This window comes from Dyella sp. S184 (genome assembly GCF_009766065.1).
In the GTDB taxonomy this organism is placed as follows: Bacteria; Pseudomonadota; Gammaproteobacteria; order Xanthomonadales; family Rhodanobacteraceae; genus Rhodanobacter.
Genome location: NZ_LMUE01000002.1, coordinates 199820 through 218723 on the forward strand (window position 1 = coordinate 199820; position 18904 = coordinate 218723).

The 18904-nt window shown below is 63.3% G+C and carries 18 protein-coding genes; 7 read left to right on the forward strand and 11 right to left on the reverse strand.

The features are described 5' to 3' along the window. Positions 1-265 precede the first annotated feature (265 nt). Positions 266-859 (forward strand): porin family protein, encoded by a 594-nt coding sequence (locus GSQ75_RS00855; protein WP_158752661.1) that lies wholly within the window; start codon positions 266-268, stop codon positions 857-859. Positions 860-1105: 246 nt separating this feature from the next. Continuing rightward, entirely contained in the window at positions 1106-1702 is a 597-nt protein-coding gene (locus GSQ75_RS00860) for a porin family protein (protein WP_174236680.1), read from the forward strand. A gap of 106 nt (positions 1703-1808) precedes the next feature. Here the strand turns inward: GSQ75_RS00860 and GSQ75_RS00865 are convergent, their stop codons facing one another. The 4 genes from GSQ75_RS00865 to GSQ75_RS00880 all read right to left on the reverse strand — a co-directional run bounded on the left by GSQ75_RS00865 (position 1809) and on the right by GSQ75_RS00880 (position 5968). Beyond that, a complete protein-coding gene (locus GSQ75_RS00865; protein WP_158752662.1) occupies positions 1809-2813 on the reverse strand; it encodes a class I fructose-bisphosphate aldolase in 1005 nt (334 codons plus the stop codon). A gap of 147 nt (positions 2814-2960) precedes the next feature. Further along, positions 2961-3407: an energy transducer TonB gene (locus GSQ75_RS00870; protein ID WP_158752663.1), complete on the reverse strand. Its 447-nt coding sequence runs from the start codon at positions 3405-3407 to the stop codon at positions 2961-2963. Between the two features lie 106 nt (positions 3408-3513). Next, positions 3514-4989: a pyruvate kinase gene (pyk, locus tag GSQ75_RS00875; protein ID WP_158752664.1), complete on the reverse strand. Its 1476-nt coding sequence runs from the start codon at positions 4987-4989 to the stop codon at positions 3514-3516. A 169-nt stretch (positions 4990-5158) separates the two neighbouring features. After that, the gene (locus GSQ75_RS00880; RefSeq protein ID WP_158752665.1) at positions 5159-5968 is read right to left on the reverse strand and encodes a S1/P1 nuclease; all 810 of its coding nucleotides are present in this window, start codon (positions 5966-5968) and stop codon (positions 5159-5161) included. A 222-nt stretch (positions 5969-6190) separates the two neighbouring features. On the opposite strand from GSQ75_RS00880, the gene gap reads away from it, so the two are divergent. Then, a complete protein-coding gene (gap, locus tag GSQ75_RS00885) occupies positions 6191-7195 on the forward strand; it encodes a type I glyceraldehyde-3-phosphate dehydrogenase (protein ID WP_158752666.1) in 1005 nt (334 codons plus the stop codon). A gap of 158 nt (positions 7196-7353) precedes the next feature. Here gap and tpx read toward each other — a convergent pair whose 3' ends face one another. The 5 genes from tpx to hppD form a co-directional block, all read right to left on the reverse strand. Then, positions 7354-7854, reverse strand: coding sequence for a thiol peroxidase (gene tpx, locus GSQ75_RS00890; RefSeq protein ID WP_158752667.1), 501 nt, complete (start codon positions 7852-7854; stop codon positions 7354-7356). A gap of 134 nt (positions 7855-7988) precedes the next feature. After that, positions 7989-8975, reverse strand: coding sequence for a fumarylacetoacetate hydrolase family protein (locus GSQ75_RS00895; protein WP_158752668.1), 987 nt, complete (start codon positions 8973-8975; stop codon positions 7989-7991). A 22-nt stretch (positions 8976-8997) separates the two neighbouring features. Further along, positions 8998-9582 carry a lectin gene (locus GSQ75_RS00900; protein ID WP_158752669.1) on the reverse strand — a complete coding sequence of 195 codons (585 nt, stop codon included), beginning with the start codon at positions 9580-9582 and terminating at the stop codon, positions 8998-9000. Next, on the reverse strand, positions 9579-10937 hold the full coding sequence (gene hmgA / locus GSQ75_RS00905; RefSeq protein ID WP_158752670.1) for a homogentisate 1,2-dioxygenase: 1359 nt from the start codon (positions 10935-10937) through the stop codon (positions 9579-9581). The genes GSQ75_RS00900 and hmgA overlap by 4 nt, the downstream gene beginning before the upstream one ends. 12 nt (positions 10938-10949) lie before the next feature. Then, entirely contained in the window at positions 10950-12044 is a 1095-nt protein-coding gene (gene hppD, locus GSQ75_RS00910) for a 4-hydroxyphenylpyruvate dioxygenase (protein ID WP_158752671.1), read from the reverse strand. 143 nt (positions 12045-12187) lie between these two features. On the opposite strand from hppD, the gene GSQ75_RS00915 reads away from it, so the two are divergent. Further along, positions 12188-12658: a MarR family winged helix-turn-helix transcriptional regulator gene (locus GSQ75_RS00915; protein WP_158752672.1), complete on the forward strand. Its 471-nt coding sequence runs from the start codon at positions 12188-12190 to the stop codon at positions 12656-12658. Between the two features lie 50 nt (positions 12659-12708). Here the strand turns inward: GSQ75_RS00915 and GSQ75_RS00920 are convergent, their stop codons facing one another. Both GSQ75_RS00920 and GSQ75_RS00925 read right to left on the reverse strand, forming a co-directional pair. After that, entirely contained in the window at positions 12709-14211 is a 1503-nt protein-coding gene (locus GSQ75_RS00920) for an oligopeptide:H+ symporter (protein ID WP_158752673.1), read from the reverse strand. Positions 14212-14323: 112 nt separating this feature from the next. Then, positions 14324-15172, reverse strand: a complete 849-nt coding sequence (locus GSQ75_RS00925) for a tryptophan 2,3-dioxygenase family protein (protein WP_158752674.1) — start codon at positions 15170-15172, stop codon at positions 14324-14326. Between the two features lie 207 nt (positions 15173-15379). Between GSQ75_RS00925 and pdhA the strand changes: the two genes are divergently transcribed. From pdhA to GSQ75_RS00940, 3 genes are read left to right on the forward strand one after another with little or no spacing between them, the layout of a single operon-like run. After that, a complete protein-coding gene (gene pdhA / locus GSQ75_RS00930) occupies positions 15380-16465 on the forward strand; it encodes a pyruvate dehydrogenase (acetyl-transferring) E1 component subunit alpha (RefSeq protein ID WP_158752675.1) in 1086 nt (361 codons plus the stop codon). Between the two features lie 3 nt (positions 16466-16468). Then, positions 16469-17449, forward strand: a complete 981-nt coding sequence (locus GSQ75_RS00935; protein ID WP_077446003.1) for an alpha-ketoacid dehydrogenase subunit beta — start codon at positions 16469-16471, stop codon at positions 17447-17449. Positions 17450-17469: 20 nt separating this feature from the next. Then, positions 17470-18867, forward strand: coding sequence for a dihydrolipoamide acetyltransferase family protein (locus GSQ75_RS00940; protein ID WP_158752676.1), 1398 nt, complete (start codon positions 17470-17472; stop codon positions 18865-18867). Positions 18868-18904: the final 37 nt, after the last annotated feature.

Genomic DNA, 18904 nt, shown 5'->3' on the forward strand with positions numbered 1-18904 from the left:
GAAAACGAAAACTTCCAGTGGAGATCACCCCACTCGTTTTTGCCAGCCTGTCTGCGCTGCTGCCCGCGACCATCTGCCGCTATTCCGCCCCTTGAGCAGCCTTGACATTAACCCCTCCTTAATATTGTACCGAACGGTATTGGAACCCTTCAGCACCACCCCGGTCTACTGCACCAAGCACCGCCTAACCAGGCGGCCGCGAAAGTCGTGGCATCACCTTTCCCCGAGGCGCCACGGCCTGATCAAAACAAGAGGATTACCCCCGATGAACAAGAACAAGATTCTGCTTGCTGCTGCCCTTGCCACCGCCGGCCTGGTGGCCGTTCCTGCCGCTTTCGCCCAGAACGCCGCCAATCCCACCTCCCAGCAGGGCTGGTACGTCGCCGCCAATGCCGGCTATGCCGGTATCGACAAGGGTCCGTACGACAACGGCGCTGTCGCCGGTGGCGTCACCGGCGGCTATCGCTTCGCGATCAACCCGGCAACCTCGCTGGGCGTGGAAGTGGGCTACCAGTACCTGGGCCAGGTCACCGCACGCGGTCTGTCGAGTGATTCGTCGGCCGATTCCAAGCTGCGCGGTACCACCGCCGGTCTGAACCTTCGCTACAACATCAGCCCGAGCTGGTATGGCGAACTGCGCGGCGGCGCGTTCTATGCCCAGGGTCAGGGTCTCACCGACAGCGCGAACCCGCAGTACCAGCAGTTCAACCGCACCCAGTATTACGCCGGTGCAGGCGTGGGCTACAACATCACCCCGCAGCTGAGCATGGGCTTGAACTACAACTACTACAACGGCACTGGCAGGGACGTCGAACTGCAGACCAGCGCCTACACCGTCAGCGCGGAATACCGCTTCTGACCAGCGACTTCCCCGTAAGTACAGCACCGAGAGACGGGCGTTACGACGCCCGTTTCCTTTTACGAATCATGGTTTTGCCCCAAAACTTAACTAGCCCTTAATACTATACTAATAAGTATTGAATCTTCTCGGGGCAACTCCATCTAACTGCTTAGTGCTTGCCGAACTCTGGTTTGGCCACACCCGGCGTCGCGCCCATTTCCCCAACCGGCCGGCGACCGTTTTTGTCATAACAGGAGAATCTCCATGAAAAAGACACTTATTGCCGTCGCCCTTGCTGCGACCAGCGCACTCGCCATTCCTGCTGCCTTCGCGCAGAACGCACCGGCTGACAACGGCGGCTGGTTCGTCAACGGCAATGTCGGCCGCACCGCCATCGATCAGGGTCCGTACGACAATGGCCACGACACCGGCTATGCACTCAATGGCGGTTACCGCTGGGCGCTGGCACCGAACTTCTCCCTGGGTGGCGAAGTGGGTTACAACGACTTGGGCAACATCCGCGCCAAGAACATCTTCAACAGCCAGTCGGTGATCGCCCCGGGCAAGTCCCAGCTGCATGGCTGGACCGCTGGTGCCAACGCCCATCTGGATCTCAGCCCGAACTGGTACCTCAGCGGTCGCGCCGGCCTCTATAGCTGGACCGGTCACGGCATGAGCAATGACGTCAACCCGGTCAACAAGAGCCTGAGCGACAACAGCTGGTACAGCGGCGTGGGTGTGGGCTACAACATCACCAGCAACCTCAGTGTCGGCCTGAACTACGACTACTTCGACGCGAAGAAGCACAACGTCGACCTGAGCACCGACATGGTCTCGGCCAGCGCGGAATACCGCTTCTGATCGATTGACCCATGCTCTGTAACGAGAACGGGCGCCGCGAGGCGCCCGTTCTTTTTACTCAATGCATCCGGATCCCGGATCGTGCGCAGGATGCGCTTCGGCTCGATCAGCCCTTCCACTGACCCAGTGCAGCCAGGCCGTTGTCACGCGCGCGGGCATGCACGGTCTTCTGCGCGTCGGCGTAGTTCGCCTTCATGTCCTTCGCCCACAGCTTCAACGCCGCCTGCTGCATGGCGCGACCGTAGGAGAACGACAGCGGCCACGGATGCGGGCCGATCTGATTCATCGCATTCAGATGCGCGGTGGACTGCTCGTCGCTCTGGCCGCCGGAGAGGAACACGATACCCGGCAGCGAAGCCGGCACGGTGGTCTTGAGCACACGCACGGTGGCCTCGGCCACTTCCTCGACATCGACCTGCTCGTCCGAGTCCTTGCCCGGGATGACCATGCTGACCTTCAGGATGGTGCCTTCCAACATCACGTTCTGCTCGTACAGCGCATTGAACAGGCTGCGCAGCACGGCTTCGTGCACCTCGTAGCTGACTTCGATGCTGTGGTCGCCGTCCATGATCACTTCCGGCTCGACCATCGGCACGATGCCCGCTTCCTGGCAGAGCGCGGCGTAGCGGGCCAGCACATGGCAGTTCGCCTCGATCGCGGTGGAGCTGGGGTTGTCTTCGCTGATGTTGATCACCGCGCGCCACTTGGCGAACTGTGCACCCAGCTTGGCGTATTCCTGCAGGCGTTCGCGCAGGCCATCCAGACCCTCCGTAACCACATCACCAGGGAAACCGGCCAGCGGCTGCGGGCCCTTGTCGACCTTGATGCCCGGGATGATGCCCAGCTTCTTCATCAGCTGGGTGAACGGCACGCCGTCCTTGGTCGACTGGCGGATCGTCTCGTCGTACAGGATCGCGCCGGAGATGTGCTCGTTCAGGCCTGGCGTGGTCAGCAGCAACTCACGGTAGGCGCGACGGTTTTCTTCGGTGTTCTCGATGCCGACGGCCTCGAAACGCTTCTTGATGGTGTTGGTCGACTCGTCGATGGCGATGATGCCCTTGCCGGGCGCGACCATCGCCAGGGCGATGCTTTCGAGATCTTCAATACTCATGACGACTCCGTGGTGCGAGGGCGGCTTCCGCCAGCACAAAGGTTGAAGCCGCCTCGCATGCGAAACGGCACGGTTCAAAACGTCAATTATAGGCCAGTTTGGCCGAACGGATGCGCCGGCTCTCGCGAGCGCCGAATCAATACCGATTCAGGGCGCGTAGCCGGGCAGCTTGCACGCATCCATCAGCTGCTGGCGCTGCGCCGGGTCGGCCGGCGCATTGAACACCACCGTGTAATAAGTGGCGACGGGCTGGCCGATGCGATTGCTCAGCGATGGACCGTAGCGGAAATTGGCGACCGCACTGCGTGCGGCCGGACCCAGATCGCTCTTGGGTACCAGCTTGGCCACCTGCACATCCATCGGCACACCGTCGGAGCCGACCGTGTAGGTCACCGCGGCGCAGCCGGGCTTGTCCAGATTCAGCCCGCTGTTAGGCGCATCCATCTGCACCTTGGGGTTGATCTGGATCCAATAGCGATAGAGATCCTGCTGGTCGATCTGGCGTGCCTGATCCTGCGCCAGCACCGGTGCCACAAAACCCAGCGCCAATGCCAGCAACAAGCCCTGGCGAAGCGGGCGAAACATCGTTTTCATGGCGATCTCCTGTGCAGGACCTGATGGACGTCAAGGATCAAAGTGTAATCGTCATACCCATCATTGGCGGCAAGTACCCAGTCGGTTGGACAGCCGTGCGTCAGCCTCAGAGATCCCGCAGACTCTCCACCATGCCGTCGGCACCGACTGAGAGCAGCTTCAGGGTATTGGTACCGCCGCCCTGGCCCATATGGTCGCCGTGGGTAAGCACCACGCGGTCACCCTCGTTCAGGCGACCTTGCGCGAATAGCTGCTGCACTGCGGCGCGCGCGGTGGCGGCCGAGTTCTGGCCCACGTGCGCCACAAACTCGACCGGTTGCACGTCGCGCAGCATCAACATGCGGCGACGCGCACCGGCCAGTGGCGACAGTGCATAGATCGGGACTGCCGTACGGTAGCGCGACAACCATTGCGCGGTGGCGCCGGACTCGGTCAGCGCCACGATGGCGCGCACACCGAGTTCGCCGGCCAGCAGCATCGCTGCGAGCGCGATCGCCTGGTCAGTACGATCCAGCCGGTGCGCCGCCGTGGTCAGGTCTTCCTTCGGCTCGAACTGGCGCTCGGCGCCGAGACAGATCCGGCGCATCGCCGCCACGGCCTTGTCCGGATGCGCGCCGGCGGCGGTTTCCTCCGACAGCATCACCGCGTCGGTGCCGTCGATCACCGCGTTCGCCACATCCAGCACCTCGGCCCGGGTCGGGATCGGCGAGCGCACCATCGACTGCAGCATCTGCGTGGCGGTGATCACCGCGCGATTGCGCTGCACCGATTCGCGGATGATCTTCTTCTGCAGACCGGGCAGTTCGGCATCGCCGATCTCCACCCCGAGATCGCCACGCGCCACCATCACCACATCGGAGGCATCGATGATCTCGCCCAGCACCGGGATCGCGTCAGCGCGTTCGATCTTCGCCACCAGCGCGGCGCTGCCGCCAGCCTCGAGCAGCAGGCGACGCGCCTGATGCATATCCTCGGCCGAGCGCACGAACGACACGGCAAGGAAATCCGCACCGATCTCGGCAGCCAGCTTGATATCGGCCTTGTCCTTGTCCGACAGCGCCGTCACCGAAAGGCCGCCGCCCTGCCGGTTGAGGCCCTTGCGATTGGACAGCTTGCCGCCGATGAGTACGCGACAACGCACCTCGGCGCCGACCACCTCAAGCACGGTCAGCGCGACCAGTCCGTCGTCCAGCAACAGCACGTCGTCGGCGTGCACGTCGTGCGGTAACTCGTAGTAACTGACACCGACCCGCGTGGCATCGCCGGCCGGTGCATCCGGGCGGCAATCGAGAACGAACAACGCGCCGTCGGCCAGCTCCACCGGCCCGTTCGCAAACGTCTCGATGCGGATCTTGGGTCCCTGCAGGTCGGCCAGTATGCCGACCTCGCGGCCGGCGGCAGTCGAGGCTGCACGAACTGCATTGGCGCGCGCGCGATGATCATCAGGCACGCCATGCGAAAGGTTGAGACGAACCACGTTGACGCCTTCGGCGATCAACTTCTCGAGCATACCGGGAACATCGGTGGCGGGACCCAGGGTGGCGACGATCTTGGTGCGGCGCATTTGGCTATCGGTAGTCATTGCTTCACTAGTTTGGCAGTCCTCGCCAGAGCCTAACAGAACCACGTTTAGTCGCTACGCTCGCCGCAAGATATCGGGATTGCCAGCACCATCGCATGGCACGACCAACAACACCAACCGACCACTGCGATAACCAAGACGCCTGGCGCGTGAGCGCCGTGTCGATATGTCATTCAAGCGTGAGGTTGAGCACCTCGGCCAGTCGGCGGCCGCCTTCGCGCAGGCGCATTTCGGCCACCGGCAACTCGGCGTCGACATAAGCCTGGCTGATCTTGTGGTCAGCCGGATAGAAGCCGGTTTCAGCCGTGATCCGGCAGGACTCTTCCGCCCACTGCGCATACGGATTGTCGAGCGGCACGATCGGCAGCGGCATCGACACCGGACCCTGCGCATCGAGCCTCTGCGCATACGCCTGCCAGTCGAGGCCGCGGGTCTTCAGCAAGCCGGAGTCCCATACCCGATGCAGGTTGGTTCCCTTGCCCTCGAACTGCACCTGGTAGGTATTGCCGCCCTTGTCATCGCGCGAGCCGGCATGCAGTGGCTGATGGATGTCGCCGGCAAAATGCACCACGAATTTCAGCGCTTCGAGACGTGCCGCATCCGACTGGCTGCGATCACCCAGCACGGCCACGTAGTGCTGCAACCCCGCGACTACGCATTGGCCGTCCTTGCAGTCGCGTGGCGGCGTGTAGTTGCAATCGCCGGTACGGAAATCGATGTAATGCAGCGGACGCGTCTGTTTCCACAGCGCCGCCTGCGCCGGATCGTCCTGGATCTGATCGGGCCAGCTAGCGATATCCGCCAGCGAGTGGGTGTGATCCGGTGCCAGCAACCGCTCGACCTCGGCCTCCGCGGCCGGGCTCAGATGCCGTTGCGCCAGTTCGGCCACCACGCTGTGGCCGAGTGGGCCCCAGGCCTGCACGGGCGCAATGATCAGACAGGCGAGCAAGGCGGTGGTGAGGCGGCGGGTAGCTGACATGCTTGAGGTTTCCTGCAACTGAATCGCTGAAGTCTGCCACAACCGATCCGCGAGCTGGCAAGCCTTGCCCGCGCGACGCGCGCGGTATCACCCGCCTCTTTATCCTCGCAATCAACTCGCCGGGCATGATCAAGCGCCCGGCCCTGTTTGGCTGTAAAATCACGGTTTTGCCGGCCGTTAGTCGCGGTCACGTTTTCATTCCCTTCTGGAGGACGCCCCCTCATGACCATCAAGGTCGGCATCAACGGCTTCGGCCGCATCGGTCGCAACGTGCTGCGCGCTGCCGTGCAGAATTTCGGCAACGACATCGAGATCGTGGCGATCAACGACCTGCTCGAGCCGGACTATCTGGCCTACATGCTCAGCTACGACTCGGTGCATGGCCGTTTCAAGGGTGATGTCAAAGTGGAAGGCGGCAACCTGGTGGTCAACGGCAAGACCATTCGCCTGACCCAGGAACGCGATCCGGCGGCGCTGAAGTGGAGCGACGTGGGCGCCGACGTGGTAATCGAATCCACCGGCCTGTTCCTGGACAAGGTGACGGCGCAGAAGCATCTGGACGCGGGCGCGAAAAAAGTGATCCTGTCGGCGCCTTCGAAGGACGACACACCGATGTTCGTGTTCGGCGTCAACGACAAGAAGTACAACGGCGAGGCTATCGTTTCCAACGCCAGCTGCACGACCAATTGCCTGGCGCCGATCGCCAAGGTGCTCAACGACAAGTGGGGCATCAAGCGCGGCCTGATGACCACCGTGCACGCCGCTACCGCGACGCAGAAGACGGTGGACGGCCCGAGCAACAAGGACTGGCGCGGCGGCCGCGGCATTCTCGAGAACATCATTCCCTCGTCGACCGGTGCCGCCAAGGCCGTCGGCGTGGTGATTCCCGAGCTCAACAAGAAACTCACCGGCATGTCGTTCCGTGTACCGACGTCGGATGTTTCGGTGGTCGATCTCACCGTCGAGCTGGACAAGCCCGCCACCTATGCGGAAATCTGCGCCGAGATGAAGTCGCAGAGCGAAGGCGCATTGAAGGGCATCCTCGGTTACACCACGGACAAGGTCGTCGCCACCGATTTCCGCGGCGATGCGCGCACCTCGATCTTCGACGCCGAGGCCGGCATCGCGCTGGATGACACCTTCGTCAAGCTGGTGAGCTGGTACGACAACGAGTGGGGCTACTCGAACAAGTGTCTGGAGATGGTACGGGTCGTCGCGGCCAAATAAGCTACCTCTCCAGAAAGAAAAAGCCCGGCTTGCCCGGGCTTTTTTATTGGTCATGTTTTACCAGCAGCGTAGCCCGAAACGCTCGTGCATTGTCCGTTTCAGTTGCCGGGAGATTCGTCACGTAGCCAGACGGAGCGCATAGCGTCCCGTCTGCGGAATTACTTCAATACTGCCAACGCGGCGTCGTAGTTCGGCTCATCTGCGATCTCACCCACCAGCTCGGCGTGGATCACCTTGTCGTGCTCATCCAGCACCACCACGGCGCGTGCAGCAAGGCCGGCCAGCGGTCCGGAGGAGATCGCTACGCCGTAGTGCTGCAGAAAGTCGTGCCCGCGCAGCGTGGATAGATTCACCACGTTGCCCAGGCCCTCGGCGCCACAGAAGCGCGCCTGCGCGAACGGGAGATCGGCCGAAATGCACAGCACCACCGTGTTGTCGAGTTGGCTGGCCGATTCGTTGAAATGGCGCACCGACATCGCGCAGGTCGGCGTATCGACGCTCGGGAAAATGTTCAGCACCTTGCGCTTGCCGGCGAATTTGGCCAGCGGCACATCGGCAAGATCGTTGCCGACCAGCTTGAAATCCGGCGCCTTGCCGCCGACGGCGGGGAAGCTGCCGTCAACGTTGATGGGGTTGCCCTTGAGCGTGACCTGAGACATGGGAATTCCTTTGCGGCTGGAGTGGGGAACGGCATGCGATGTAGCAAGGCAGTCGCTACACCGTCATGCATGGCCCTTCAGGATACCGCGCCAATATGCAGCGCATCCATGGGTGCGTGCGCCCCGGAACCCGATCAGGACCGCAACGGCGCGATACGCTGCTCGATTGCGCCGAAAATGCTGTGGCCGCCCGCATCGGTGATGTCGATGCGCAGGCTGTCACCGAACTTCAGGAACGGTGTGCTCGGCTTGCCGTCGCGCAGGGTTTCCACCGTGCGCTGCTCGGCCAGGCACGACGCACCCTTGCCGGTGTCCTCGTTCGCGATCGTACCGGAGCCGACGATGGTGCCGGCGGTCAGCGGCCGCGTCTTCGCCACATGCGCGACCAGCTCGGCAAAGCTGAATTGCATGTCGACGCCGCACTCGGCCTCGCCGAACCACGCGCCGTTCAGCCAGGTGCGCATCGGCAGATGCAGCTTGTCGCCCTGCCACGCATCACCCAGTTCGTCCGGCGTCACCAGCACGGGCGACAGCGCCGAGCGCGGCTTGGACTGCAGGAAGCCGAAACCCTTGGCCAGCTCGCCCGGAATCAGCCCGCGCAGACTCACGTCGTTGACCAACCCGACCAGCTGGATGTGTTCCGACGCCTGCGCTGGCGTCACCGCCATCGGCACGTCGTCGGTGATCACGATGACTTCGGCTTCCAGATCGATGCCGTACTCCTCGCTCGGCACTACCACCGGATCGCGCGGGCCGAGAAAACCGGCACTGGTCGCCTGGTACATCAGCGGATCGGTATAGAACGATTTCGGCACCTCGGCGCCGCGAGCACGGCGTACGCGCTCGACGTGTGGCAGGTAGGCCGAACCATCGACGAACTCATACGCGCGCGGCAGCGGCGAGGCCAGTGCCGTCATGTCCAGCGCAAACGCGCCGCTGGCGTTGCCTTCGTTCAATTCGTCAGACAATGCATTCAGTCGCGGCGCGCTGTTGGACCAGTCGTCCAGCGCAGCCTGCAACGTCCGCGCGATAGCACTGGCCTTCACAGCTTTCGTCAAATCACGACTGACCACGATCAGCGTGCCATCGCGGCCGCCTTCCTTGAGACTGCCAAGTTTCATGCCTTTGCTCCCGGGATTGCGCTCATATGATGCAGCCATCCTTGTAATCGATCTGCGGCAGGATACCGACACGCCACTGGCTGACTTTCCCGGCGGTATCTGTTTCAAAAATCAGCACGTGGCCCTTGCCATCCGCGATGCGGAGGAGTTGCTCGTTCTGCATGTGACTGCTCGGCGATACCTGCAGGCCCGGACCATAAAGTGCGCGAATCTGCGCCACACTCATGCCGACCCTGCCACCACCCGGCGCCACCTCTTTCGGGGTGCCCACGTCATAGCGCACGAAGTGGCCATGCTCGAACATGAAGTCAAAATCGGCCAGTTGCTTGTACCAGGTCGGCTGCAGCAAGGAGCAGTCACCCGCTGGATCGGTCGACCCGGTCAGATCGGCCCGCCACGCGGTTCGAAATGCGTCCTCATCCATCCCGAAGCGCGTAGCGCCGTAACCGGTGAAGCTGCCCAGTGTCTCCTGAGCCTGCAGTGCCTGCACCTGCGCGGGGGTCATGGTCGATTTGTGCGTACCCTGGGTCGCATCCGGGGGCGGCGCCTCCACAGAGCAGCCGGCGAGTGTGAGCAGGCAGACGATTGCGATCGGTAACGACTTCATGCGTGCCCCGGGTTGAAATGCTTGCGGATGCCCTGCCAGCATTCGTGATAGTTGCCTTGCAGCTGCGGTGATTCCAGTGCCTGTTGCGTCGGCCGGATCACCTTGCGCGTCTCGAACATGAAGGCCATGGTGCCACCGATTACGTCCGGCTTTGACAGATCGGCAGCCGACGCCTTCTCGAACGTGGCCGCATCCGGCCCATGTCCGCTCATGCAGTTGTGCAACGACGCGCCACCAGGCAGGAAACCCTCGGCCTTGGCGTCGTAGACACCCGTGATCAGGCCCATGAACTCGCTGGCCACATTGCGGTGGAACCATGGTGGGCGGAACGTATGCTGCGCCACCAACCAGCGCGGCGGGAAGATCGCCAGATCCACGTTCGCCGTGCCTTCCTGCTCGCTGGGAGAAGTCAGCACGGTGAAGATCGACGGATCGGGATGATCGAAACTGATCGAGCCGATCGTGTTGAAGCGGCGCAGATCGTATTTGTACGGCGCGTAGTTGCCGTGCCAAGCCACCACATCCAGCGGCGAATGATCGATTTTCGCCGACCACAGCGCACCCTGGAATTTCGCGATCAGTTCGAACGCGCCTTCGACGTCTTCATATGCCGCATGCGGCGTCAGGAAATCGCGCGCGTTGGCCAGGCAGTTTGAGCCGATCGGACCGAGATCCGGCAGGCGCAGCAGTGCACCAAAGTTCTCGCAGATATAACCCCGCGCCGCACATGGATGTGCAAGTGCCGCATGCGCAGGATGCGCAGGAGCGGCCGCCCCTTCGCCCAGCAGCTCGACCCGGAAACGGATGCCGCGCGGGATCACCGCGATCTCCTGCGGTTCGACGTCCAGCACGCCCAGTTCGGTGGCCAGTCGCAAAGCGCCCTGCTGCGGCACGATCAGCAGCTCGCCGTCGGCGTCGTAGAAAAACCGCCCCTGCATCGAGCGATTCGCCGTATAGACGTGGATGCCCACGCCAGCCTGCTCGCCCGGACCACCGTTACCTGCCAGCGTGACCAGCCCATCGACAAAATCGGTCGGCTGGGACGGCATCGGCGCCGGATTCCAGCGCAGCTGGTTCGGCGTGGCCGGTGCCTCGTCGAAACGATTATGGAACGTGGCATGTTCCAGCGACTCGAACGGCTGATGCACCGCCGCCGGACGGATCCGGTACAGCCAGCTGCGCCGGTTGCTGTGCCGTGGCGCGGTGAATGCGGTGCCGGATAGTTGTTCCGCATACAGCCCATGCGCGACCCGCTGCGGCGAGTTCTGCCCCTGCGGCAACACACCCGCGATCGCCTCGCTGGCGAACTCATTGCCGAAGCCGGATTGGTAACCGTTGCTGACCATCGTTGCCATGAGGACAGATCCTTACAGGAAGCCGCGCTTCATCTGGTCGCGCTCGATCGACTCGAACAGCGCCTGGAAATTGCCCTCACCAAAACCCTCGTTGCCCTTGCGCTGGATGATCTCGAAGAAGATCGGGCCGATCGCGTTCTGGGTGAATATCTGCAGCAGCTTGCGCTGCTTGGTCTCCAGATCGGCGTCGATCAGGATCTTGTTCTTCGCCAGCCGCGGCACGTCTTCGCCGTGATTCGGCACGCGCACGTCGATCACCTCGAAATAGGCATCTGGTGTGTCGAGGAACTCAACACCCGCCGCGCGCATCTTTTCCACGGTGGTGTAAATATCATCGGTGAAGCAGGCAATGTGCTGGATGCCTTCGCCATGGTAGGCATCGAGGTATTCGTTGATCTGGCTCTTCGGGTCGTTCGACTCGTTGAGCGGAATCCGCACGACGCCATCCGGCGCGGTCATCGCCTTCGACACGAGGCCGGTCTTGACGCCCTTGATGTCGAAGTAACGGATCTCGCGGAAGTTGAACAGCTTCTCGTAGTAGTCCGACCACTTCTGCATGTTGCCGAAGTACAGGTTGTGGGTCAGATGATCGATGAAGGTCAGTCCGAAACCCTGCGGGTTCTGATCGGCGCCTTCGATCGGCGCGTAGTCGGCGTCATAGATGCTGCCGGCGCTGCCGTAACGATCGATCAGGTACAGCATGCAGTCGCCGATGCCCTTCACCACCGGCGCATTCACTGCCTTGCTGGTGGCCTTGTCGGTTACCGCCTCGCCGCCATTGCCAAGGACCGTGGCCAGCACCTCATCGGACGGCTTCTTGAAACGGATCGCGAAACCGCAGGCGCTGGGGCCGTGCTTTCCAGCAAACTCGGCAGCGAACGAATCCGGATCTTCATTCACCAGGAAGTTCACGCCATTCTGCCGGTACACGATGATCGGCCGCGTTTTGTGCTTGAGTACGGCCGTGAAGCCCATGCGCTTGAACAGGTCGTGCAACTCGTCGGCGCGCCCCGCGGGTGCGGCGAACTCGACGAATTCGAAACCGTCGATGCCCATCGGATTGTCGAAGGTGGTGACCTGCATGCCAAGGTTCGGCTGGGCGTTCATGGCAATCTCCTCATATCGATTACGCCATTCATGGCGCTCTCCTGTCTGTCAGTGCACGATGGTCGGCACGGGAGCGTGGCACCATCGGGATAAGTTCCACGTTATAGTTACATATGAAACCATTTGCAAGGAACATCGCCGCAATGCCTGCCAAGCGCCACCCCGCCCCCGCCACCGCCGAGCACGCACCGCTGCTGCTGGAGCATTTCCTGCCGTACCGGCTGTCGATCCTGTCCAACACGATCAGCCAGGCGATCGCCGACGACTACCAGCGCCGCTATGACATCTCGGTGACCGAGTGGCGGGTGATGGCGGTACTGGCCCGCTTCGACGGCCTGTCCGCCCGCGAGGTGGCCGAGCGCACCGCGATGGACAAGGTGGCGGTGAGCCGCGCGCTGGCACGGCTGGTCGAAGCCGGACGGGTCCATCGCAGCATCCATGACGATGACAAGCGGCGCTCGGTGTTGAGCCTCACCGAGGCGGGCTGGACCATGCACGACGAAGTGGCGCCGATGGCCCGTGCCCGTGAGCGCGAGGTGCTGGCGAAACTCGATGCCGAAGAGCGCGCATGGCTCGAGCGCATCCTCGACAAGCTACAACCAGTTACGCGCTGAGACCTAGCACTCTGCGAGCCGCCCTCTCATTGCGGTGTCCTCCGTGCCGATCAACGCACGCCGTGCATCAACTTGTTGATCAGCGGCGAGATCAACAACAGCAGCAAGCCGGCCCCAGCCAGCAGCCAGAAGCTGAAGGTGAAGCCGGAGAGCGCCGAAGCTGCTGTCATGCCGCTCACTCCGCTGATGCGGCTGGCCACCAGCCCCGACAGGTTGCCGCCCACCGCGAGCGACATGAACCAGCCACCCATCGCCACGCCGACCAGCCGTGGCGGCGCCAGCTTGGTCACCATCGACAGGCCGATCGGCGACAGGCACAGCTCACCCACGGTCTGCATCACATAGCACATCGCCAGCGGCCAGAACGGAATCAATCCGGCGGAGCTGAGCAGGCGCGCCAGCGCGTACACCAGCACCGCGAAACCCAGCGCGTTGAAGATCAGGCCGAGGCCGAACTTGCGCGGGATCGACGGCTCGCACCGGCGCTTGCTGAGCCATGCCCATACCAGCGTCACCAGTGGCGCCAGCACGATGATCGCGAGCGGACTGACCGACTGGAACCAGCCCACCGGGAACACCCAGCCGCCGAACATCTTGCGGTCGACCAGGTTCTCGGCCAGAAAATTGAACGAGGTGCCGAGCTGGTAATAGAACATCCAGAACAGCACGTTGAAGGCGAAGATGATCAGCATCGCCAGAACACGATGCGTCTGCACGCGGTCATGCCGCGCCGCCTCCACCAGCAGCATCGCCGCCACCGCCACGAACAGCAGGCCCAGCAACCACTGCAGGCCGCCGGGGCCCACGCTGGACAGCAGGTAATACACCGCCGGCACCGCCACGATTACGCCCAGCAGCACCCACAACACCCGCAACCGGCTTTCCGCGCCCGGCGCCGGGCGGCCCACGCCCTTGAGCTGGCGCCGGCCGAACCAGAACCACAACAGGCTGAGCAGCATGCCCACGCCCGCGGCGAGGAAGACCACCCGGTAGTTCTGCTCCATCGGCGTATCGGTGAAATAGCTGGCCAGCCAGCCGGTGAACAACGGCGCCACAAACGCGCCGGCGTTGATACCCATGTAGAACAGCGTGAAACCGCGGTCGCGTCGTTCATCGTCGCGCGCGTACAGCTGTCCCACCATCGAGGAGATGTTCGGCTTGAACAGGCCGTCGCCCACGATCACCAGCGCCAGCCCAAGCAGCAGCATCGTCCGCTGCGGCAGCATCAGCGTGAACAGACCCGCCGCCATCACCGCCGCGCCGAGCAGAATCGTGCGCTGGTAGCCGATCAGCTTGTCCGCCACCCAGCCGCCGAAGATGCCGGTGCCATAGATCAGCGCGGTGTAGGCGCCGAAGATGCCACTGGCCCAGGCCTGCCCGGACGGATCGCCGTGGAAGAACTGCGCCACGATGTACAGCGCTAGCGCCCAGCTCACGCTGTAGAACGCGAAACGCTCCCAGAACTCGGTCATGAACAGCATCCACAGCGGACGCGGATGGCCGAGCAGCTGCGGATAGTCCGGCGCGGCACTCGTCTCGATGGCCTGGTTCATGGGTTCCCCTAGGTAGCCTCAGCCCGGTATATCGCGTGCGGTCTGAAGTCGTGAAGTCTTCGAAAGGTGTAACCGCTGGCTGCGCGCGACGTCAAATACAGCGCAGTACGGATCAGTTACCCAACACCGTGCGCACGTCCAGCAGCTCAGGGAAGAATTCCAGGTCGAGCGCTTTCTTCAGAAAGCTCACACCGGACGATCCGCCAGTGCCGCGGCGATGACCGATGATTCGCTCCACCGTTTTCATGTGACGGAAACGCCACAGCTGGAAACTCTCCTCGACGTCCACCAGCTGCTCGCACATGTGGTATTCCGGCCAGAAATCCGCGCGGCCTTCGTAAATGCGCTTGAAAGTCGGCAGCAGCGCTTGGTTGCTCTGGTAGGGCTGGGTCCAATCGCGTTGCAACAGGATCGCCGGTACCGCATGGCCACGGCGGCTCAGATAGCGCAGGAATTCGTCGTACAGGCTCGGCGCTTCCAGTACCGCACGCAGATCGGCCTGGGCGACCGGATCGTGCGCGAACACCTTTAGCATCGCTGCATTCTTGTTGCCGAGCAGGAATTCGATCTGCCGGTACTGCAACGACTGGAAACCGGATGATGGCCCCAGCACGCCGCGGAACTCCAGATACTCCGACGGGGTCAACGTCTCCAGCACGGCCCACTGCTCGAACAGCTGGCGCTGCACCTGCTTCACCCGCGCCAGGATCTTCAGGCATGCGTCGATGTCATCGACCTGCAAGTGCGCCACGGCAGACTTCAGCTCGTGGATCAGCAGCTTCATCCACAACTCGGCCACCTGGTGCTGCACGATGAACAGCATCTCGTCGTGATGCGGTGGCTGGCTCAACGGTTGCTGCGCCGACAGCAGCGTATCCAGGTGCAGGTAACCACCGTAGGTCATCTGCCCATTCAGGTCCGTCTGGATGCCTGCCTCGATATCACGCTGGTTGTCGCTCATGCGGCTTCGCCATCCTGCAAAAATTGGTCATTTTAGCGGTTGTCGCAGGTCATCCCGTACGCCCGCGCATGCTGCACTGTACCTTGCAGTGCAACATGCCAGCCTGTTATCAAGCGCGGTCTTATCCGGACATACGGCCTTCACCGACCCTCGGTAAAATGCCGTGTTCCATGCTTACCCCCTCTCTTCCTCACCCCGGAGCGAGTTGTGACCATCGCCGCCAAGTTTGAAATCGAATACCTGCAATACCTCGATGCCGAGGGCAAGCAGGTCCGTGACGATCTGCCTGAATTCGCCAAGGACCTCGGCCACATGGTCGAGCTGTACAAGCTGATGTTGTCGACCCGCGTGTTCGACGCCAAGTCGATCGCACTGCAGCGCACCGGCAAGCTCGGCACCTACGCCAGCTGCCTCGGCCACGAAGCCGCGCATGTCGGCATCGGCAGCGCGATGCGACCCGAAGACGTGTACGCGCCGAGCTATCGCGAATATGGCGCGCAGTTGTATCGCGGCGTGCAGCCGCGCGAGGTCTACATGTACTGGGGCGGCGACGAGCGCGGTAACGATTACCAGAAGGAACCGGCACGCCACGACTTCGCCTGGTCGGTGCCGATCGCCACGCAGTGCCTGCATGCGGCGGGTTCCGCGCTGGCGTTCAAGATCCGCGGCGAGAAGCGCGTGGCGGTGTGCACGATCGGCGACGGCGGCTCGTCCAAGGGCGACTTCTACGGCGCGATCAACATCGCCGGTGCGCAGAACCTGCCGCTGGTCGCGGTGATCGTCAACAACCAGTGGGCGATTTCGGTGCCGCGCAAGATCCAGTCCGGCGCACCGACGCTGGCGCAGAAGGGTATCGCTGCGGGCCTGTTCTCGATCCAGGTGGACGGCAACGACATCATCGCGGTGCGCAAGGCGATGGAAGATGCGCTGGAGCGTGCGCGCAGCGGCAAGGGCGGCAGCGTGATCGAGGCGGTGACCTATCGCCTCGGCGATCACACCACCGCCGACGATGCCCGCCGCTACCGCGGCGAGCAGGAAGTGAAGGACGGTTGGGAAAAGGAGCCGATGAAGCGCCTGCGCAACTGGCTGGTGGCCAAGGGCGTGTGGGACGACGCGAAGGAAGAGGCCTGGAAGGCCGAGTGCGACGAGTGGATGGACAACGAGGTGAACGCCTACCTCGAGACCAAGACCCAGCCGGTCTCGGCGATGTTCGACTACATCTTCGCCGAAGTCCCCGCCGATCTCGCCAAGCAGCGCGATTACGTCCTCTCGCTTGAAAACAAGGGCCACTGACTCATGGCACAAATCACTCTTATCGAAGCCGTCACCCAGGCGCTCGCTTATGAAATGGCCCACGACGACAGCGTCATGGTGCTGGGCGAGGATGTCGGCCTCAACGGCGGTGTATTTCGCGCCACCCAGGGCCTGCAGGAAAAATTCGGCGAGCTGCGCGTGCTGGACACGCCGCTGGACGAAACCACGATTGCCGGTGTGACGGTGGGTCTCGCCGTGCAGGGCATGAAGCCGGTTGCAGAGGCGCAGTTCGAAGGCTTCATCTATCCGATGATGGAGCAGATCGCCTGCCATGCTGCACGCATGCGCAACCGTACCCGCGGCCGCCTCACCGTGCCGGCGGTGTTCCGCGCGCCGTGGGGTGGCGGCATCCGCGCACCGGAGCATCACTCCGAAGCGAACGAGCACTTGTTCACCAATATCCCCGGCCTGCGCGTGGTGATGCCGTCCTCGCCAGCGCGCGCCTACGGGTTACTGCTGGCCGCGATCCGCGATCCGGATCCGGTGATGTTCTTCGAACCGAAGCGCATCTACCGCCAGTACAAGGAAGAGGTGCCGGACGATGGCGAGGCATTGCCGCTGGACGTGTGCTTCGTGCTGCGCGATGGCACCGACGTGACCCTGGTGACCTGGGGCGCGCAGGTGAAGGAAGCGCTGGAAGCTGCCGATGAACTCGCTGCGCAAGGCATCAGCGCCGAAGTGATCGACGTCGCCACGTTGACCCCGCTGGACTTCGACACGATTGCTGAATCCGTACAGAAAACAGGCCGCTGCGTGATCGTGCATGAAGCACCGAAGACGGCTGGCTTCGGCGCCGAGATCGCCGCTCGCCTGGCCGAGGAGTGCATGTACGACCTGCTCGCGCCGGTCGAGCGCGTCACCGGTTTCGACACGCACATCCCGCTGTTCCGCCTGGAAATGAAATACATGCCGAGCGTGGAGCGCGTCGTCGACGCCGCCAAGCGCACCCTGGCCGCCAGCTAACCTTCAACGGACCCGATCCCATGGCTGATATCAAGACGTTCTACCTGCCCGACCTTGGCGAAGGCCTGCCCGACGCCACCATCGTCGAGTGGCACGTGAAGGTGGGCGACAGCATCAAGCTCGACGCGCCGCTGTGCTCGATGGAGACCGCCAAGGCGGTCGTCGACGTGCCCTCGCCGTACACCGGTAAAGTGACCAAGTTGCACGGCGCCACTGGCGACATCATCGAGACCGGCTCCGCGCTGGCCGAGTTCGAACCGGATGCGAATGCCAAGCAGCGCGCCGAATCGCAGGATACAGGCCACCAGCATGGCCCGAAGAAAAGTGTCGGCAGCCCGGCCGCGGACGACAGTCACAAGGTGGTCGCTTCGGATGAAGGTGGCGAAGTCGAAGAGACTGTCGCGGCGCGCGAGGACGAAGGCACCGTGGTCGGCGCGATGGTCAGCGGCAGTCATGTGCACGTCGAACAGGCCGCCAGCATCGGCGGCGTGAAGGCCGTGCCTGCCGTACGCGCGCTGGCGAAGAAGCTCAAGGTCGACCTGACCCGCGTGCATCCGAGTGGCGCCGATGGCGTGGTGACCATGAAGGACGTCAAGGACGCCGCCGCCAACGGTTCGGCCGCGCTCGGGGCCGCTCCGGCGCGTGGCGTGCCCGCCTCCGCCGGCCGTCATCTGGCGCCCGAGCTGCCGCAGCCTGGCCATGCTCCACAAGAGCAGGCGCGCACCACCACTTCGCTCGCTGGCAAGCCGGTGCGTACTGCGCCGCCATCGCAGCAGGCCAGTGGCCAACCGGAACAGTTGAAAGGTGTACGTCGCAACATGGCCCGCGTGATGGCCGACGCCCACGCCCAGGTCGTGCCGACCACCCTGGTCGACGACGCCGACCTGCACGCCTGGATCGGCAAGCAGGACATCACCGCCCGCCTGATCCGCGCGATCGTGTTTGCCTGCAAGACAGTGCCGGGCTTGAACGCCTGGTTCGACGGCAAGAACCTCACTCGCACCCTGCATCCGCATGTCGACATCGGCATCGCGGTGGATACCGACGACGGCCTGTTCGTGCCGGCGCTGCGCAACGCCGACGTGCTCGACGGCGCCGGCATCCGCGCCGCGATCAAGCGCCTGCGTACGCAGGTCGAGGATCGTTCGATCCCGGCGTCGGAGCTGTCCGGCTACACCATCAGCCTGTCCAACTTCGGCATGTTCGCCGGTAGGTACGCGACCCCAGTCGTGGTGCCGCCGACCGTCGCCATCGTCGGCGCCGGCAAGCTCAGCCACGACGTGGTCGCCGTGATCGGCGGCATCGAAGTACATCGCCGCATGCCGCTGTCGCTGACCTTCGACCACCGCGCCGCAACCGGCGGTGAAGCTGCGCGCTTCCTCAAGGCGATGCTCGACGATCTGGCGCGGCCGAACTGAACCGAGTTGTCATGCATCAACAAACAGGGCGCCTTCG

Bases quoted from the DNA above. Each gene is read 5' to 3' on its own strand.
- GSQ75_RS00855 (WP_158752661.1), top strand. From the start codon at position 266: ATGAACAAGAACAAGATTCTGCTTGCTGCTGCCCTTGCCACCGCCGGC.
- GSQ75_RS00860 (WP_174236680.1), top strand. From the start codon at position 1,106: ATGAAAAAGACACTTATTGCCGTCGCCCTTGCTGCGACCAGCGCACTC.
- GSQ75_RS00865 (WP_158752662.1), bottom strand. From the start codon at position 2,813: ATGAGTATTGAAGATCTCGAAAGCATCGCCCTGGCGATGGTCGCGCCC.
- GSQ75_RS00870 (WP_158752663.1), bottom strand. From the start codon at position 3,407: ATGAAAACGATGTTTCGCCCGCTTCGCCAGGGCTTGTTGCTGGCATTG.
- pyk (WP_158752664.1), bottom strand. From the start codon at position 4,989: ATGACTACCGATAGCCAAATGCGCCGCACCAAGATCGTCGCCACCCTG.
- GSQ75_RS00880 (WP_158752665.1), bottom strand. From the start codon at position 5,968: ATGTCAGCTACCCGCCGCCTCACCACCGCCTTGCTCGCCTGTCTGATC.
- gap (WP_158752666.1), top strand. From the start codon at position 6,191: ATGACCATCAAGGTCGGCATCAACGGCTTCGGCCGCATCGGTCGCAAC.
- tpx (WP_158752667.1), bottom strand. From the start codon at position 7,854: ATGTCTCAGGTCACGCTCAAGGGCAACCCCATCAACGTTGACGGCAGC.
- GSQ75_RS00895 (WP_158752668.1), bottom strand. From the start codon at position 8,975: ATGAAACTTGGCAGTCTCAAGGAAGGCGGCCGCGATGGCACGCTGATC.
- GSQ75_RS00900 (WP_158752669.1), bottom strand. From the start codon at position 9,582: ATGAAGTCGTTACCGATCGCAATCGTCTGCCTGCTCACACTCGCCGGC.
- hmgA (WP_158752670.1), bottom strand. From the start codon at position 10,937: ATGGCAACGATGGTCAGCAACGGTTACCAATCCGGCTTCGGCAATGAG.
- hppD (WP_158752671.1), bottom strand. From the start codon at position 12,044: ATGAACGCCCAGCCGAACCTTGGCATGCAGGTCACCACCTTCGACAAT.
- GSQ75_RS00915 (WP_158752672.1), top strand. From the start codon at position 12,188: ATGCCTGCCAAGCGCCACCCCGCCCCCGCCACCGCCGAGCACGCACCG.
- GSQ75_RS00920 (WP_158752673.1), bottom strand. From the start codon at position 14,211: ATGAACCAGGCCATCGAGACGAGTGCCGCGCCGGACTATCCGCAGCTG.
- GSQ75_RS00925 (WP_158752674.1), bottom strand. From the start codon at position 15,172: ATGAGCGACAACCAGCGTGATATCGAGGCAGGCATCCAGACGGACCTG.
- GSQ75_RS00935 (WP_077446003.1), top strand. From the start codon at position 16,469: ATGGCACAAATCACTCTTATCGAAGCCGTCACCCAGGCGCTCGCTTAT.
- GSQ75_RS00940 (WP_158752676.1), top strand. From the start codon at position 17,470: ATGGCTGATATCAAGACGTTCTACCTGCCCGACCTTGGCGAAGGCCTG.